The sequence below is a fragment of the Mesorhizobium sp. P2_D6 genome (genome assembly GCF_056404315.1).
Genome location: NZ_JBFUEG010000026.1, coordinates 35,227 through 51,765, shown reverse-complemented (window position 1 = coordinate 51,765; position 16,539 = coordinate 35,227). Strand labels below are relative to the sequence as shown.

Genomic DNA, 16,539 nt, shown 5'->3' with positions numbered 1-16,539 from the left:
CCACGACGAGGCAAGCCGGCTGGCGCTGGAGCATATTGCCGCCGAAACAGGTCTCGCGTTTCAGTCAGTGGAGATGCGACCGGTCTTGCGTTTCGTAGATGTCACCGAGTGGACGTCAGGCTGGCAGGACAATTTGCTCGAAGGGGCAAAGACCCTCAAGAGTGCGTCCGAGGTTCTRGCGACCGCATTTGACGCCTTCCTGGTGAGCATCGGCCTGCGCGCAAAAGGCGATGCGTCAAAAGCGGAGCTCGAAGCGCTGCGAAAACTAGCAGCGGCACTCCAGGACAGTGCCGGCTATGACGTCAGCATTGTCTTTGATCGAGATTTCGCCCAGTTGCGGGGAGCCCTTGCGACTCTCAATGATGCAATCGGAGACTATCGCAAGTCTCGCAAGGACCTGTCGGCACGCTATGACGAGGCAGCCGTTGCGCGGATACGAATGGAGGACATAGAGCAGCAATGGCAACAGGCCGCTTCTGCGTTCTGGCCAAACAGTCAGTTGGGCAAACGCAAAGTCCAGAAGCTGCTTCAAGGCTATGTCACAGAGGGCGTCGCCGATCCTCAGCACGACTTGCCGCTGTTGCGCGTGATGCAGGACCGCCGCGCCACTGTCGAAGCCAACATCCTATCTGGCAAGCCGATCGGATTTGCTGCACTTGATACCGACACCCATAGTATCGATCAGATACTCTCGATCGCCGAAAGGCTTCGACAGACGCTACGCCTGCCCGGTCTCGGCACGGAGGATCTCAGAGCGCTCCTGCAGGCAACCGCCCCGAGCCTGCGAAGCGGCGCAGCAGATAGCGCGATGCGCCATGGGGCAGCCCGCTTCCTTGCGGCTTCTGCGGCATTCGAGGCTGCGAGAACCCAATTTGCGATCGCCGCTGGAAAGACGCCTTCGTGGGCAGGACATGATAAGCCACTGACCGAATTGACGACCGCGATGGGAGACTTGCTCGCTGCCCGTCATCTTCTGCGGGACTGGACTTCGTGGTGCGGCATTCGTCGCAGAGCTGTCGGTCAGAATCTGGGAGCGTTGGTCGACGATATCGAGGCGGGTCTAGTGCGACCAACCGAAGCTCAATCCGCGTTCCGCCTGGCCTATGTACGCTGGTGGCTGCCGGCCACACTGGATGCCGATCCGGTGCTGCGAGATTTCCGGCGCTTCCAACACGAGCATGCCATCGAAGATTTCCGGGAAATCGATGATCTTGTCCGCGCTCAGGCAAGCCTTCGTGTCATCAGTGCCATCGCTCATGGTCTGCCGGCTGTGCAAAGCGTCCCTCGCAATTCCGAGTTGGGCCTGTTGCGTCATCAGATGGAATTGCAGCGGCCCAGCAGGTCAATCCGCGAGATGATCGGCGCCATGCCGTCGAGCTTTGCGAAGCTCGCGCCCTGCATGCTGATGTCGCCTCTTTCAATCGCTCAATACCTACCTCCCGACCAGGCGCTGTTCGACGTAGTCATTTTCGACGAGGCATCGCAGATCACCACCTGGGACGCTGTCGGTGCTATCGCGCGAGCCCATCAAACCATAATCGTAGGCGATCCCAAGCAGTTGCCGCCAACCAATTTCTTTGGCCGCAACGAGGAGGACGAGGAAGTCATCGAGCACGAAAAGGATCTTGAGAGCATTCTCGACGAAGCCAAAGCGGCCGGCATTCCGGTGCGTGACCTGCGCTGGCATTATCGTAGCCGCAATGAGTCGCTGATCGCCTTTTCCAATCATCATTACTATCAGAATCGGCTCATCACCTTCCCTTCCCCAACGGTGGAAGATCGGGCGGTGCAGCTGCGAAAAATCACGACCGGCATCTACGTTCGTGGAAAAAGTCGCACCAACCGCATCGAAGCCCAAGCGGTCACCGATGAGGCGGTCAGCAGGATGCGGCGTTGGCTGACCCTTCCAGAAAAGGACCGACCCACGCTCGGAGTCATCACCTTCAACGCGCAACAGCAGTCGCTCATCCTCGACTTTTTCGACAAGGCGCGACAGACGGAGCCGGAGCTTGAATGGTTCTTTGCCGACGATCGTATTGAACCCGCGATCGTCAAGAATCTGGAAAATGTCCAGGGCGACGAGCGCGACATAATCCTGTTTTCGATTACTTTCTCGCAAGACAACGCCGGCAAGCGAAGCATGGATTTCGGCGCGCTAAATCGGGACGGTGGCGAACGCCGGCTGAATGTCGCGGTGACGCGTGCGCGGCAGGAACTGATAGTATTTTCAGGTTTTACCGCCGACCAGATCGACCCCAACCGGACCAAGGCAATCGGCGTACAGCATCTCAAAACCTTCCTCGATTTTGCCGAGCGCGGTGCCGTGGCATTGCCAGCGCAGGAACGCGGATCGGTCGGGACCTTGGAATCCCCTTTCGAGGAGGCTGTAGCCGCCGAGCTTGAGAAGCGCGGATGGACCATCGTTCCACAAGTTGGCATTTCTGGCTTTCGAGTGGATATAGGGATTAGGCATCCCGATCTCGCCGGCGCCTATCTGGCGGGGGTCGAATGTGACGGCGCGACCTATCACAGTTCTGCCACGGCGCGAGATCGAGACAAGGTCCGCGAGCAGGTCCTACGGGGCCTCGGGTGGAACATCGTCCGGGTATGGTCAACCGATTGGTGGTTTGATCTCGAAGGTTGCACCGAGAGGCTTCATGCCAGCTTGGCCGCACTGCTCGAGGAAAGCCGTCGCAAGCAAGCTGAACAACAGGAAAGTGAAGCGACGATCCAATGGGACATGGGACATAAGGTCGACCCCATAGACCCATTGCCAGCCGAAGAGTTTGCATCGATCGGCGAAACTGAAAACTTGTCGCTAATATCAGAGCCAGAGCTTGTCGCCGCTCCCGTCGCGACGGTAGAGCACCCATCAGCACCTGGAGCAGTTTTGCCCGCTGCCGCGAATTCGACGCGTGATTCCGTACCGATGGGCGGCCGTTATCGCCTCACTGACCTATCAGCATTCGCTATCAGCCCGGATCATTTTTACGACTTCGCCTACCGAGGCACTTTGCGGACCATGGTCGACGCGGTGATCGAACAGGAAGGCCCGCTGCGAGAAGACGTCCTTGCGCAGCGCATCGCACGGGCGCATGGCTGGCTCAGAACGGGCAACAAGATTCGGGAGCGGATCGACCTGCATCTCCGTGATTTCGATAGAACTGAAGAATCCAGCGGCAGCTTCCTATGGAAGAAGGGGACGGTGGTCGATCTGCTTGATTATCGCATGCCGTTTGACGCCCTTGCCCGCCGGTCCATTGCCGACATTCCAATCGCCGAGCTAGCCGCTGTCGTCGTCGCGAACAAAGACGTTCTGGAACAGTCGGATCCCGCTCTCGACCTTGCACGTATGCTCGGCGTCGAGCGACTTGCGGCGATATCACGCTCCCGGCTGGATGAGGCCATCGATCGCGCCCGGCGCTACCTGGCATCGACATAGTCTCGGAGACTCCATGTTTCGTCTCATCCACAGCTCCGATCTTCATATAGGCAAGCGGTTCGGCAACATGCCGGAGGATCTGCGCGGGCGGCTCCGTGAAGCGCGCCATAGCGCGATCAGCCGGCTGGCAGAACAGGCACGCGTCCATGGTGCATCCACGATATTTCTGGCCGGCGATACGTTCGACACCGAAACGCCTACACCAGCGATGGTGCGGCAGGCCCTTGCCGAGATGAGCCAGAGCGCGCCCTTGCGCTGGATATTGCTCCCTGGCAACCACGATTCACTGTTAGCTGATCAATTGTGGAGCGCTGCGGGTAGCGTTGTGCCGGACAATGTCATACTGGCGACCCGGCCCGAAACCCTGACCATTGCTGCGGACGTGGCGCTGCTGCCTGCACCGTGCACCACCCGCAGACCCGGTCGCGACCTTACCGAGTGGATGAACAGCGCCGCGACGCCGCAAGGCGCCATCCGGCTCGGCCTTGCTCATGGCGCTATTCAGAATTTTTCCGAAGATTCAGCAGCGTCCGATGTCATTGCACCAGATCGCGCGACCAAGGCCGGCCTCGATTATCTGGCACTTGGCGACTGGCACGGGGCCGTCACCATCAATGAGCGCAGCCGCTACAGCGGTGCGCCCGAACCTGACCGTTTCAAGCATGATACACCCGGTCAGGCCCTTGTCGTTTCTATTGCTGGGCCTGGCGCCCTGCCCGAGATCGTAGCCGTCGAAACAGCCAGCTTTTCCTGGAAAACCGCTTCACTGCATTTGCTGTCTGGCGATGACAGCGCGGCGGCATTTGACGCGTTGCTACCACCGGCAGACTTGCGGCGTCAGACCTTGCTGCGAATTGTCGCGTCTGGCCGGGTACGGGTAAGCAGACGAACCGCCCTCGAAGCGGCGGTCGCGGCAGCCGCGCCCGACTACGCCTATCTGGAGCTGCAAGGGAACGGGCTCGCGACCGACTGCGAAAGCGGCGATTTGGATCGGATCGATCGCTCCGGTGCCCTTCGCGAGGCAGCGCAGGCACTGTTGGATGAAAGCACCGACGAAAGGCGGTCGACTGTCGAACGCGACATATCGCGAGAAGCACTGGTTCGGCTGTTCAGCTATTGCGAGGCGATGGGATCATGAAACTTACAGCCCTTCGGCTCCACAACGTCAAACGGTTCGCTGGGCAAGGCGTCGCTATCGAGAACATAGGCGATGGCGTCAACGTGCTTTGCGCAGTCAATGAATTCGGCAAATCAACCTTCTTCGAAGCACTCCATGCACTCTTTTTCCAGTCCCACACCGCGACGCCCGAAGGCGTAAGACTGCTGCGGCCTTATAGTGGGGGCAATCCGGTGGTGGAGGCCGACATCACCACTTCAGAAGGACGATATCGGCTTACCAAGCAGTTTTATGGAGGCAAGCTGGCCAGCGTTATCGACCTCGATCGGGGGCGACTGTTGGCTCAAGCGGACGAGGCCGAAGCGTTTATCGGCAAACTAATCCACGGCGGAACCGCAGGACCGGCAGGATTGCTCTGGGTTCGCCAAGGGGTCACCGGCATCGAAAAGCGCAGCAAAAGCGAGGAGGATGGCGAAAAACGCGTACGCGAAAGCCTACTGTCCTCGGTTCAGGGGGAAGTTGAAGCCCTGACCGGCGGGCGACGCATGGCCGAAATCGCCGCCGCATGTGAAGAAGAACTCTATAGCCTGGTTACGTCAACGCTGCGTCCCAAGAGCGGCGGTCTCTATGCAGCGGCGCTCGATGAGCGTGACAAGCTGCTGAAAGAGGAACTGCGCCTCAGCGCCGAAGTTGCCGGTCTGCGCGATGCACTCGACAAGCGGCGCATGGCGTTGGCACGTCTGTCTGAGCTTGAAAACCCCGAAGAAGGCGCTATCCGGCGGGAGGGTATCTCGGCCGCCGAAGCCTCCGTCGAGGCCGCCAAGTCGCACAGCGAAGCCCTGAAAGCTGCTGAAGCGGAAGCTGCCCTGGCCGTAATTCACCACGACGCAGCGAAGCAGGCCCTCGATAGTTTTCGGACCGCGCTCAAAAGAGCCGCGGATTTGCGCGAGCAGTCGACGATTGCGCAGCTTCGCCGCAGGGAGGTTCTCGATCGGCGCGCTTCTGCCATTGCCGAAAACGAACAAGCGATGGGCGAAGTTCAAGTAGCCGAACAGGAAGAGCTCGAAGCTCGCGAACTGCTCGCGCGGCTGGATGCGACCCTCTTGGCGCGCGATGCGGCCGAACAACTGGCCAGCCTACACAACCGGTTAAAACAAGCCGAAGTCGCCAGAACCCAGATCGAAGACGGAGAGGCAGCGCTAGCTATGCTGACGGTGCCGGAACAGGCTGTCGAGCAACTCCAAGCGCTCGAAATCGACCTTGCCGGCCTTCGTGCAGCGCAACTGGGAACCCTGCCGACGCTACGCATGGAATACCGGGACGGCGCCGCCGATTTGGTGACCATCAATGCCAAGCCTTTGGCCCATGCAGAAGATCAAAGCTTTGCTGGCACCGTGCGCATCGATATTGCCAGCATCGGAGCTTTGACCCTGCGCTCAAATCGGCCCCAGCAAGCCAACCGGACAATCGAAGAAGCCGAAGCGAAGCACCACAGCCTGCTTGTGGTCCTTGGTGTCGACAGCCTCATGACGGCACGCCAGCGCCTGGTTGAAGCGCGCGACAGGGCCGCCGAACTGGGCTTGGCGCGTCAGCGGCTAGGCGATCTCGCGCCCAAGGGAATACAGCAATTGCACGAAGAGCTTGCCCGACTGAGTGCCCTCGCGGCCGGGGACCTCGAACTTAAGGTCGATTCGCAACAGATCCGACAACATCATGCAGCAGCTCAGCAGCGTGTGACGACAACACGCAACAACGTGCGCGAGGCCCTGCCCCTGCGCAGCCATGCCGACGAGGCTGTCATGGCCGCGGAGACTGCTTACGTGACCATCCAGGCGGAACTGACCAGCCTCGACGTCATATTGGGACCTGAAGCAGCACGCGAGGAAAAGGAGCGCTTGCTGCTTATCGAGGCCAACGCACGACAAACTCTGCGCGAAGCGGCCGAAATGCGCGCCGCGCCCCTGCGCGACGGCGCTCACGATCTCACCAGCGCCGAGGCCGTTCTGCGCCGTGCCCGCTCGGTTCAGGATGCCGCCACTCAGGAGGCAGGTCAGTTGCGTGTGACTCTTGCCGATCTCAATGGCCATATTCGCACTCGGTCCGACGACGCGGTGGAAGAAGCTTGGCGCGAGGCCAGGGAAAAATTGGAAGTCGCTGAAGAGCGAGTGGGACGCTTCGAAATCGAAAAGGCCGTTCTTGACCGGCTGCGCACAACGCTGGGCGCTGCACGCTCGGCGGCACGCGATCTATATCTTAAGCCCGTCATGTCCGAGCTGCGGCCGCTACTCAGACTGTTATTCAACGACATCTCCATAGTGTTCGATGAGAATACACTGTTGCCGCAGACCGTTCGTCGCAATGGTCAGGACGAGGATGTCGAGAGGTTGAGTGGCGGCATGCGAGAACAGCTTTCGGTTCTGACCCGGCTGGCCTTCGCCCGTCTGCTCGCCCGCGACGGGCGCCCCACACCGGTCATCCTGGATGACGCGTTGGTCTATTCCGATGACGATCGCATTGAGCGCATGTTCGACGCTTTGCATCGTCAATCACGCGATCAGCAGATTCTCGTTTTCTCCTGCCGCCAACGCGCGTTCGCAAAACTCGGCGGAAACATTTTGCAGATGAGCGACTGGCAACCGGGTAAGTCATAAGCGGGGATGAGATGGCTCTGTCCGAAATTTGTATATATCTTTCGGACAGGCTGCTTGTTGATCGTCCGAAAAACCTCTACAATTTTCGGACATGAGCAGCGACTCACCCGATCTGAAGACAGCCATGCTTGACCGCATCCGTGCCGACGCGCCGCGCAAGGTGTGGACGCCGAGTGATTTCGTGGATCTCGCATCGCGGGACGCCGTCGATAAGGCGTTGCAGCGGTTGACGAAGGCGCAAACCCTCAGGCGAATCGATCGAGGGCTCTACGATCAGCCTGGCTTCAACAAGCTCACCCAAAAAACCAACCCGCCCGATCCGCGCTCGGTCATCGACGCCGTTGGTCGACGCGACCAAACCCGGATGCTTGTCGATGGCATGACCGCAGCAAACGATCTGGGCCTGACCGACGCGGTCCCCGCAAAAATCGTGGTGCACACAGACGCCCGCCGTCGTGCGATCAAGCTCGGTAACGTCACGATCACCTTCCGTCCGACCGCGGCCAGCAAGCTGTTCTGGGCCGGGCGACCGGCGATGCGCGTCGTCCAGGCGCTTCACTGGCTCCGCGATCTCCTGGTCCGTGAAGGAGAGAGTGATCACGTCAAGCGCAAGCTCGCCAAACTCTTCGAGGATCCCGTTGCCGGCCCGCCGCTGAAAGCTGACATCACTGCGGGTATGACGGCGCTGCCGACCTGGATGTGGGTGTTTCTCAAGCCGCTTGTCGAAAACGACGCTGGCGTTGGTCGTTGGCATGTCGGTGATGATGATCATGCTGGTGCCGATGCTGATCATGATCGTCAGCGACAACGAACGAGGGACGGCGACGACGATCACGCAGCCATCGGCCGACGGAAGCCGAAACCGCACTCTGCCGACAAGACACGAACCGCCAAGCGCGGCGCAACCCGGACCGCGAAGACATGAATGCGGCTTTCGACGAGGTCCTCGCGGCAGGGTCGGACACGATGTTAAGCGCCTTCGATACGACGGCGCTGCGCCTCGGCACGGCATCCCAGAATATCGAAAAGGACTTCTGGGTCTGCTGGACGCTGGATGCCTTGTTCAATGGACTGAAAGAGGGAGGACCCCGCCTCCTTTTCAAGGGCGGAACCTCCTTGTCCAAAGGCTTCGGTCTGATCAACCGCTTCTCAGAGGATATCGACGTCACGGTGTTTCGGGACGACATTGGCGAACCGGCGACCATCGAGGAGCTTGACGCTCTGAGCGGTAAGAAACGCAAGGCGCGCCTCGATGCGATCAAGGACGCCTGCCAAGCCTACATCAACGGCCCGCTGCGCGCTGAGTTGACTCTGATCCTGCAAGAAAGGCTCAAGGCCGCCGGCCTCGATACCGGGGCGGGACGGGTGGACGCCGACGATGCCGATCCCGATGGGCAGACGCTGCTGATCTGGTATCCAGCGGCGACGCCGCGATCGGATTATGTGCGAGCGGCGATCAAGATCGAGTCTGGCGCGAAATCCGCGCTCGACCCCAATAGCGAAGTGCCGATCAAACCCTATGTCGATGATGATCTGCCGGCGCTCGACCTGACCGTGCCGGCCGTGCGAACGGTCGACCCTGAGCGCACCTTCTGGGATAAGATCGTCATCCTCCATGGGTTGCGACGCTGGTTCGACAAGCGAGGAGAGCTGCGTGGGGGCGGCCAGCGCGTGTCTCGACACTACTATGATCTGCACCAACTCGCCGCGACGCCGGTGGGCGACGCCGCCATCGCTAACAGCGCGCTCGGCGCGGACTGCGTCGCGCATGCCCGGATGTTCTTCGATCGACCGGACTTCGATCTCGCGAGCGCCGTGCCTGGCTCGTTCGCGCTTGCACCGCATGACGCCATGATCGAACAGTTGCGCATCGATTACAGAGCCATGAAGGGGATGATCTTCGGCGATCCTCCGGGATTTGAGGCGGTGCTCGACAGCATCCGCTCGCTCGAGACGCGTCTGAACAAGAGGCGCGATATTGAAAGCGAGGCGGCGCGATGAACCAGTTTGAGGGAGCTGCCGGTGCAGGGCAAGGGGCAGAACCGCAGCGCACGCGCCAAGCGACAGTAACACCGCTGCGCAAGCGACGCCTCAGCGGCGAACTCTACAAGCGCGACCAGAGGGTAGAAGCGCTCATCGCCGAACTGGCGGCCCTGTCGCGTGACGAGTTGATCGCCAGGGCTGCAATAAGGAAGCGCTCCGACCCAGCCTACGTCCCCAGCGAATGTCTCGTCTATTTCATCCGCGCGAGCCGCCAAGACAACAACGAGATGTGGTTTGAGCGGCTCTATCGGATCCTGACTGAACGGGTAATGCGTAGTTTGTCCAGGGCGGAAAGCCCTGATGGCAAGACGGAATCTTTGACGCGCGGGGTCGTGCGCGACAAGGTGTTCGGCCGCTTCGTCGAGCTGCTGTCGGCGGATCGCGCCGCCTATGTCGACAAGGTCGACTACTTCGAGGTGCGTTTCGACGGCGCGCTGGCTAGTCTGCGGCGCGATGCCCAGGAACAGGCCTGGCGCGACGAGAACCGTTCCCGACCACTCGAATACGACGAAGAAAGCGGTGAGCTGTCACCGGAAGTCGAGGAGGCTGCCGGGGTTCACGACCCGTTCACCTTGTCGGATTTGGACGATCCGGCTTACCGGTTGCGCCTGGATGCGGCGATTGCGGCTCTACCCATAGAACAAAGCAGGATCATTCATATGCTGAGACAGGGCTTCCCCATCGACTCAAAGGAGCCGGACGTCATGACCATCGCCAAGGCCCTGGGCCGCTCGGAAAAGACCGTCCGAACCTATCGCGACAAAGCCTTCGCCGCCCTGCGGGCCGCCATGGCCGATGGAGAAGAGCGGTGAGCCCCGCAGGAGAACGTCCAACCCGCGAGTCTGTGCTCGACGCGTTCGCGGTCGAGAGCGAGCCTGGCCGGTCAACCTTGGAGCGCTATTTGCGGCTTTACCCGGAATATGCCCAAGAGCTCGTTGACCTGTCGCGCGAGCTTAGCCGCGAAGTCTACGACGATGACGCGCCGCTGACCGCTGCCGATCAGGCCCTCCTCGACGCTGCCTGGTCGCAGCACGCGGCGGCCATGCCGGCGCCGATGACGGACCCCTTCGCGGCGCTTACGGTCGCCGATTGGCGTGCCGTCGCCCTGCGTCTTGACGTGCCCCGGCAGGTCGTGACCGCGCTGCGCGAGCGACGGATCTCCTTCATCAGTATCCCGCGACGGTTTCTCGGCAGGCTTGCCCAGGAGGTGAGCAGTTCGGTCACACAGTTGGAATTGTCCTGGGGCCCCGCGCAGCTGGCCGCCGGGCGCAGCTACAAGGCCGACGGCAAGCCCGCGATCGGCGGGCAGGTCACTTTCGAGCAGGTGCTGATCGACGCAGGCGTCCCGGCAGAGAAGCGCGCCCGGTTGTTGGCAGAGGCGGATTGAAATGGACAGCGTGGAGCTCGCCAGGCAAGTCGCCGCCGAGCTTCATGCTCGCCTGGTTGCTTCCGGCGCCGATCCCTGGTCGCCCTATGACTTTGCTGTCGCCGAGGCCAGGCGACGGGGGATTGATGTCGAACCGACGGCCGCTGGGGCAGCCGTCCTCAATGGCGGCCGTGCGACCTTCGTCACCGACGACGATCTGATCCTTCACGAGAATGTCGGCTCGCGGTTCGAGCAAGCCTTCCTGGTCGCCCACGAGATTGGTCATGCCGAACTCGGCGACGATCCTGAGGGCGAGCCAGTACCGGCGATTGATCCCAGCCGCGCCGCAGAGCCGTCGCCGGTTGGAATGGATCGGGTTGTCGACTATGGCCGCAGGCAACGCCGTGAGGTGCAGATGGACCTGTTTGCACGCGAGCTGCTGCTACCGCGCCCCCTGGTCCGCACACTTCATATTGACGAAGGGCTCTCCGCGTTCGCCATTGCCGCGAAGCTCGGCGCGCCATTCGAGATGGTCGCGCAACAGCTGTTCGACGCCTTGCTGCTGCCGCCAGTGCCACCTGTGACGGAGGCGACGCATATCGAGCGGCCGCTGAATTCGCTGCAAGCCTCGGCGGCGGCTCATCGCGGCGAGGCGTATCTGCTTGAGGCGGGTCCTGGCACTGGCAAGACGCAGACGTTGATCGCTCGCGTCGAAGGCCTTCTGGAGGAGGGTGTCGATCCGCGGCGCCTCTTGCTTCTGACCTTCTCCAACAAGGCGGCGGGAGAGATGGCGGAGCGGATCGCCCGCAAGCGACCCGAGGCTGCCGCCGCGATGTGGATCGGCACGTTCCACGCATTCGGTCTCGATATCATCCGTCGTTTCCATGCAGAACTCGGCCTGCCGAAAGATCCGCGGATGATGGATCGGACCGAGGCGGCCGAGTTCCTCGAGGAGGAGTTCCCGCGCCTGAGGCTTACTCATTACCGCAATCTCTACGATCCAACCCAGATCATCGCCGACATGTTGGCCGCCGTTTCCCGGGCAAAAGACGAGGTGGTCGACGCCGAAGCCTACGCCGCACTCGCCGGCGCAATACTTGCGAAAGCCGGGGACTCCGATACGCGCGACGTCGCTGAACGCGCCGGCGAGGTAGCCCGCGTCTACGCCGCCTATGAACAGCTCAAGCGCAACGCACATTGCATCGACTTCGGCGACCTTGTCGCATTGCCGGTGCAACTGCTCGAGAAGGACGTCGCCATCTGTGCAACGCTACAAGCGCAATATGACCATGTCCTGGTGGATGAGTATCAGGACGTGAACCGCAGCAGCGTGCGGTTGCTGCATGCGTTGCGCCCAGATGGCCGAAATCTCTGGATGGTCGGTGACGCCAAGCAGTCGATCTACCGGTTTCGCGGCGCCTCTTCCTTCAACATGGCACGGTTCGGCAAAGAGGACTTCGCTAACGGCAAGCGCGGCCGATTGAAGCGCAACTATCGTTCGGTGCCAGAAATTGTCGAAAGCTTCTCTAGCTTCGCTACTACCATGTGCGCCGGAGATGCGGACAGCGGCCTTGAAGCGCATCGCGACGGCAAAGGTCAAAAGCCCGAACTGCGGACTGTGCAGCGGGCCGATCAGCAGCAAGTTGCTCTTGCAGACGCGATCGAGCAGCTTCGCGGTGAGGGCTTTGCCTACCGTGACCAGGCGGTCCTATGCACCGGCAATGAGAAGCTGTCGACGATCGGGCGAGATCTCGAACGGCTTGGTGTTCCCGTCTTGTTTCTGGGCAGCCTGTTCGAGCGGGCCGAGGTCAAGGATCTCCTGGCCTTGCTGTCCATTCTCGTCGATCGGCGCGCCATGGGCTTGCTGCGTATCGCGTGCTGGCCCGACTTCACAACTTCCTTCTCTGACGTGGCGGCGATCTTTGAGCACCTGCGGGCAGCCGACCACGCGCCGGGCGCCTGGCTCCAGCAGGTGGATGCGATCCCCGGCGTAAGCGACGCCGGCCGTCAGGCACTCTCCAGGCTTGCGATTGCGCTCGACGGCTTCGACCAGACAGCCTCGCCCTGGACCGTGCTCGCGACGCTATTGCTTGATCGTACCCGCATGGTCGCGCGCCTTGGCGCATCCGCAGAGCTCGCCGACCGTACGCGCGGCATCGCGATCTGGCAGTTCCTCAACTTCATGCGCGTCCAGCCGGCCGGCCGCGGCGTGCCGATCACCCGTGTGCTCGACCGGGTGCGCAGGCTTGTCCGTCTCGGCGACGATCGCGACCTGCGTCAGCTTCCGGCAGCCGCCCAGCATCTCGACGCCGTGCGGCTGATGACCATCCACGGTGCCAAGGGCCTGGAGTTCGGCGGTGTCCATATTCCGGGGCTCAACAGCGACACCATCCCGCGCACACCGCCGGCGCCGCCCTGTCCGGCGCCCGACGGCATGATCGCGGGGGCCGCAGGCAACGCGCTGGAGGCGTTCCGCGCGGGCCAGACCGAGGAGCAGGAGTGCCTGTTCTATGTGGCGCAATCGCGCGCCCGCGATCGCCTGATCCTTTATGCACCGACCGAGAAGAGCAACGGCTACAATCGTGCGCTGTCGCCCTTCCTCGACCGTCTCGGAGCCACCCTGACGCGCGGCTCGGTCGTGCCAGCGCGACCGCTTCCTATGGCGGCGGAAGCGCAGGGCATCGATTTGATCGTCGAGGGACGGCTGCAGTTCGGAGCTCCGCAAATCGCTCTGTATGAATCCTGCCCGCGCCGCTTTCTCTACACCCATGTCCTGCACGTCGGTGGGCGCCGAACCACTACGGCCTTTATGCACTTGCACGAGGCGGTTCGCTCGGTAGTCAAGGCGGTTATCGCGTCGGACCTGCCTGTGACCGAGCAGGAACTCACTGATCGAACCGATGCAGCGCTTGCCGGTGAGGGACTGGGGGAGCATGGCTACCGCGCTGAATTCCGCGATCTCGCATTGGCGATGCTGCGTTTCTTTCTGTCGGGCCGCGCAGGAGCGATCGCTGAGGCGCCTGTGGCGGTCAGTATCAACCTCGGCGGCGAAGAGATCCTCGTCGAGCCGGACGAGGTGCTGATGCGGCCTGACGGTATCCGCGCCGTGCGCCGCGTCCGCACGGGTCACATGCGATCGGCCGAGAGCAAGGATGTCGGCGCCGCGGCGCTGATCCTAGCGGTCAATCAGGCCTATCCCGGCGCTGTTGCCGAGCTCGTCCATCTCTCCGACGGCGAGGCATCCGAGCTTTCCCTTTCAGACCGCGAGTTGAAGGGACGCACGGACAAGCTTTCAAAGTTTCTTGGCGACATCCGCGCTGGACGGTTCCCGGCCGAAATCTCATCGCGCACCTGTCCGAACTGCCCGGCTTTCTTCATCTGCGGACCGACACCCGACGGATCCTTGCAAAAAAAGTTCGCCTGACCTTACCGGTCGGCGAAACTCAATCCGATTGGTCGCTTAGAGCCGTGGCCCCGCCCCGGCCCCAACCTAAGGACCAATCGCAATGAACACTGAAGAACTTCTCGACTACGACGACGTCGGTGACGCCCTGCGCGAAGGGCGGTCTCTGCGTCCGGCGCGGGGATATCGCTTCCTCCTCGCCCAGGGCGATCTCAACTTCCTGTCCCGTCAGGTGAGCGATCCCGTGCCGCTTGGCCGTCAGCTGCTCGAGGCCGGCGCCCTGGACCCTCAGGACGGCTACAGCCTCTTCGCTATCCTGCCCTCGGGCGACTTCGAGGATGTGCGGCTGAACGAACCCTTCGATCTGCGCGAGCACGGCGCCGAGCGGTTCGTCGCCTTCCTGACGGATCGCGACTTCAAGCTGGCCTTGAACGACGACGAGCTGCGCTGGGGCAAGCCCGTTATCAGCGGCGCGGTGCTCTATAGCCTGGCCAAACCTGGCGAGGGCGAAGGCGTTTTCCTCGAAGTTCCCGGCGGCGAAGATCGCCAGATCGAACATGGGGACCTGATCGATCTGGCCGAACCCGGCATCGAGCGCTTCATCACCGCGCCGAAGCGGCCGCCAACGTTCGAGATCATCGTCAATTCGCGGCCGCGCACGGTGAACGACGACACGGTCACGTTCGAGCAGATCGTCCATCTCGCCTTTCCGGGCCAGCACGAGCCCAACGTCGTGTTCTCGATGACCTACCGCCACGCGGCATCAACGCCGCACGCCGGTGAGCTCGGGGCTGGCGGCTCTGTCGATGTCAAGAAAAAGGGGACCGTGTTCAATGTCACACGCACTGTTCAGTCTTAACCCAGACCTCAAGCGGCTGAGGGACGAGGGCTACTTCGTCCAGCAGCGCGGTGGATATCTCGTCATGCGCGAGGTGCCCTATGTCGATGCACAGCGGCAGCTGCGCATTGGCACCCTGATCTCCAGCCTCACACTGGCCGGGGACCGGACGCGCAAGCCCGACACCCATGTTGCCCACTGGGATGGCGACTTCCCGTGTCACGCCGACGGGTCGCCCATCCAGGCCATCGCGCACCAAACCGGCGCCTTCGATCTCGGACATGGCCTGAAGGCGACGCATGCCTTCTCAAGCAAACCGGCCGAGGGCTACGCCGACTATCACCACAAGATGACCAGCTACGCCAACATCATCGCCGGTCCGGCCGCGGTGCTGAACCCCGGCATGACGGCTCGCACCATCCGTGAGCCTGAAGCAGAGGAAGACAGCGTCTTCAACTATGTCGAGACCGCCTCCGACCGTGTCGGGATCGGCGCCTTGGCCGAGCGGCTGGCCAGCGACCGGGTTGCCATCATTGGCGTCGGCGGCACTGGCGGCTACATCCTGGATTTCGTCGCCAAGACGCCGGTTCGCGAGATCCGCCTCTTCGACAGCGACGAGTTCTTGACCCACAACGCGTTTCGGGCACCGGGCGCTCCGAGCCTGGACGAACTGCGACAAGCGCCAAAGAAAGTCGAATATCTGAAGGATATCTATAGCCGGATGCATCGCAATATCGTGGCGCATGACGTGGCGCTCGGGCCGGATAACCTGCACCTTCTCGACGGCGTTACCTTCGCGTTCCTGTCGCTCGATGCCAGCGATGCGAAGCGGCTGATCGTCGAGAAGCTCGAGGCGACCGGCGCTGCGTTCATCGATGTCGGCATGGGCCTTGAGCTCGACGAAGGATCACTGGGCGGCATCCTGCGGGTGACCGCCAGCACGCCTCAGAAGCGGGATCATGTGCCTCAGCGCATTTCATTCGCCGGTGGGGGCGAGGAAGACATCTATGCGTCCAACATTCAGGTTGCGGATCTCAATGCCCTCAATGCTGTCCTTGCCGTGGTGAAGTGGAAGAAAATCCGCGGCTTCTACCGAGACCTCGAGCGCGAGCATCACTGCACTTACACCACCGACGGCAACATGCTGATCAATGGGGACCTCACGTGATACGCCACAAGCGACTCGAGCATCGTTTCGTCGACCACATTCCCGAGCGCCTTGGGACAGGCGTGCTGTACGTGTCGATGGAATATGCGACATCGGCCCACAGCTGCTGCTGCGGTTGCGGCGAGGAAGTTGTCACGCCGTTCACGCCCACGGACTGGAAGATGACGTTCGACGGTGAGACCATTTCGCTTTATCCGTCGATCGGCAACTGGACGTTGCCGTGCCGGTCGCACTATGTGATCGACCGCGGCAAGGTGGTCGAAGCCGGCCCCTGGAGCGACGAGCAAGTGGACGCCGAGCGTCGGCGTGATCGCGCCGCCAAAGCTCGTTTCTACGGGCAGCCGCCCATGGCCGAACCTCCCGCTCAACCCGTTCCGCCCAAGGTGGCACCAGGCTTCTGGCAGCGCCTTTGGAACCGGATATCCAGTCGATTCTAACGATAAACTTGTGGATTACATTCCATCAGAGCATCTCGCCCGGAATTCTAGTGTTTGCCTGCTATAGATAGCTT

The 16,539-nt window shown here is 61.8% G+C and carries 11 protein-coding genes; all 11 read left to right on the top strand.

The genetic code is table 11. The features are described 5' to 3' along the window. The first annotated feature begins 85 nt into the window (after nucleotides 1-85). The 11 genes from AC1D1L_RS31010 (at nucleotide 86) to AC1D1L_RS30960 (ending at nucleotide 16,465) form a co-directional block, all read left to right on the top strand. Complete coding sequence (locus tag AC1D1L_RS31010) at nucleotides 86-3,442, top strand: DUF3320 domain-containing protein (RefSeq protein ID WP_477345187.1); 3,357 nt, start codon at nucleotides 86-88, stop codon at nucleotides 3,440-3,442. A 13-nt stretch (nucleotides 3,443-3,455) separates the two neighbouring features. Further along, on the top strand, nucleotides 3,456-4,580 hold the full coding sequence (locus tag AC1D1L_RS31005; RefSeq protein ID WP_477345185.1) for a metallophosphoesterase family protein: 1,125 nt from the start codon (nucleotides 3,456-3,458) through the stop codon (nucleotides 4,578-4,580). After that, nucleotides 4,577-7,210, top strand: coding sequence for an AAA family ATPase (locus AC1D1L_RS31000; RefSeq protein WP_477345183.1), 2,634 nt, complete (start codon nucleotides 4,577-4,579; stop codon nucleotides 7,208-7,210). The genes AC1D1L_RS31005 and AC1D1L_RS31000 overlap by 4 nt, the downstream gene beginning before the upstream one ends. A gap of 124 nt (nucleotides 7,211-7,334) precedes the next feature. Further along, complete coding sequence (locus tag AC1D1L_RS30995) at nucleotides 7,335-8,135, top strand: DUF6088 family protein (protein WP_244440123.1); 801 nt, start codon at nucleotides 7,335-7,337, stop codon at nucleotides 8,133-8,135. Continuing rightward, nucleotides 8,132-9,211 carry a nucleotidyl transferase AbiEii/AbiGii toxin family protein gene (locus tag AC1D1L_RS30990; protein ID WP_477345181.1) on the top strand — a complete coding sequence of 360 codons (1,080 nt, stop codon included), beginning with the start codon at nucleotides 8,132-8,134 and terminating at the stop codon, nucleotides 9,209-9,211. Before AC1D1L_RS30995 ends, AC1D1L_RS30990 begins: the two co-directional genes overlap by 4 nt. Then, nucleotides 9,208-10,065, top strand: coding sequence for a DNA-binding response regulator (locus AC1D1L_RS30985; RefSeq protein WP_477345179.1), 858 nt, complete (start codon nucleotides 9,208-9,210; stop codon nucleotides 10,063-10,065). The genes AC1D1L_RS30990 and AC1D1L_RS30985 overlap by 4 nt, the downstream gene beginning before the upstream one ends. Next, on the top strand, nucleotides 10,062-10,640 hold the full coding sequence (locus AC1D1L_RS30980) for a hypothetical protein (RefSeq protein ID WP_008878447.1): 579 nt from the start codon (nucleotides 10,062-10,064) through the stop codon (nucleotides 10,638-10,640). Before AC1D1L_RS30985 ends, AC1D1L_RS30980 begins: the two co-directional genes overlap by 4 nt. A gap of 1 nt (nucleotide 10,641) precedes the next feature. Continuing rightward, entirely contained in the window at nucleotides 10,642-14,043 is a 3,402-nt protein-coding gene (locus tag AC1D1L_RS30975; protein WP_477345176.1) for a UvrD-helicase domain-containing protein, read from the top strand. 82 nt (nucleotides 14,044-14,125) lie between these two features. Next, nucleotides 14,126-14,881, top strand: coding sequence for a multiubiquitin domain-containing protein (locus AC1D1L_RS30970; RefSeq protein ID WP_477345174.1), 756 nt, complete (start codon nucleotides 14,126-14,128; stop codon nucleotides 14,879-14,881). Beyond that, nucleotides 14,856-16,028 (top strand): ThiF family adenylyltransferase, encoded by a 1,173-nt coding sequence (locus AC1D1L_RS30965; RefSeq protein WP_477345172.1) that lies wholly within the window; start codon nucleotides 14,856-14,858, stop codon nucleotides 16,026-16,028. The genes AC1D1L_RS30970 and AC1D1L_RS30965 overlap by 26 nt, the downstream gene beginning before the upstream one ends. Then, on the top strand, nucleotides 16,025-16,465 hold the full coding sequence (locus AC1D1L_RS30960; protein WP_477345170.1) for a ubiquitination-like system serine protease family protein: 441 nt from the start codon (nucleotides 16,025-16,027) through the stop codon (nucleotides 16,463-16,465). The genes AC1D1L_RS30965 and AC1D1L_RS30960 overlap by 4 nt, the downstream gene beginning before the upstream one ends. The last annotated feature ends 74 nt before the right edge of the window (nucleotides 16,466-16,539 follow it).

What these genes read in the sequence shown, in the direction of transcription:
- AC1D1L_RS31005 (WP_477345185.1), top strand. Translation starts at nt 3,456, where the DNA reads ATGTTTCGTCTCATCCACAGCTCCGATCTTCATATAGGCAAGCGGTTC.
- AC1D1L_RS31000 (WP_477345183.1), top strand. Translation starts at nt 4,577, where the DNA reads ATGAAACTTACAGCCCTTCGGCTCCACAACGTCAAACGGTTCGCTGGG.
- AC1D1L_RS30995 (WP_244440123.1), top strand. Translation starts at nt 7,335, where the DNA reads ATGCTTGACCGCATCCGTGCCGACGCGCCGCGCAAGGTGTGGACGCCG.
- AC1D1L_RS30970 (WP_477345174.1), top strand. Translation starts at nt 14,126, where the DNA reads ATGAACACTGAAGAACTTCTCGACTACGACGACGTCGGTGACGCCCTG.
- AC1D1L_RS30975 (WP_477345176.1), top strand. Translation starts at nt 10,642, where the DNA reads ATGGACAGCGTGGAGCTCGCCAGGCAAGTCGCCGCCGAGCTTCATGCT.
- AC1D1L_RS30965 (WP_477345172.1), top strand. Translation starts at nt 14,856, where the DNA reads ATGTCACACGCACTGTTCAGTCTTAACCCAGACCTCAAGCGGCTGAGG.
- AC1D1L_RS30985 (WP_477345179.1), top strand. Translation starts at nt 9,208, where the DNA reads ATGAACCAGTTTGAGGGAGCTGCCGGTGCAGGGCAAGGGGCAGAACCG.
- AC1D1L_RS30990 (WP_477345181.1), top strand. Translation starts at nt 8,132, where the DNA reads ATGAATGCGGCTTTCGACGAGGTCCTCGCGGCAGGGTCGGACACGATG.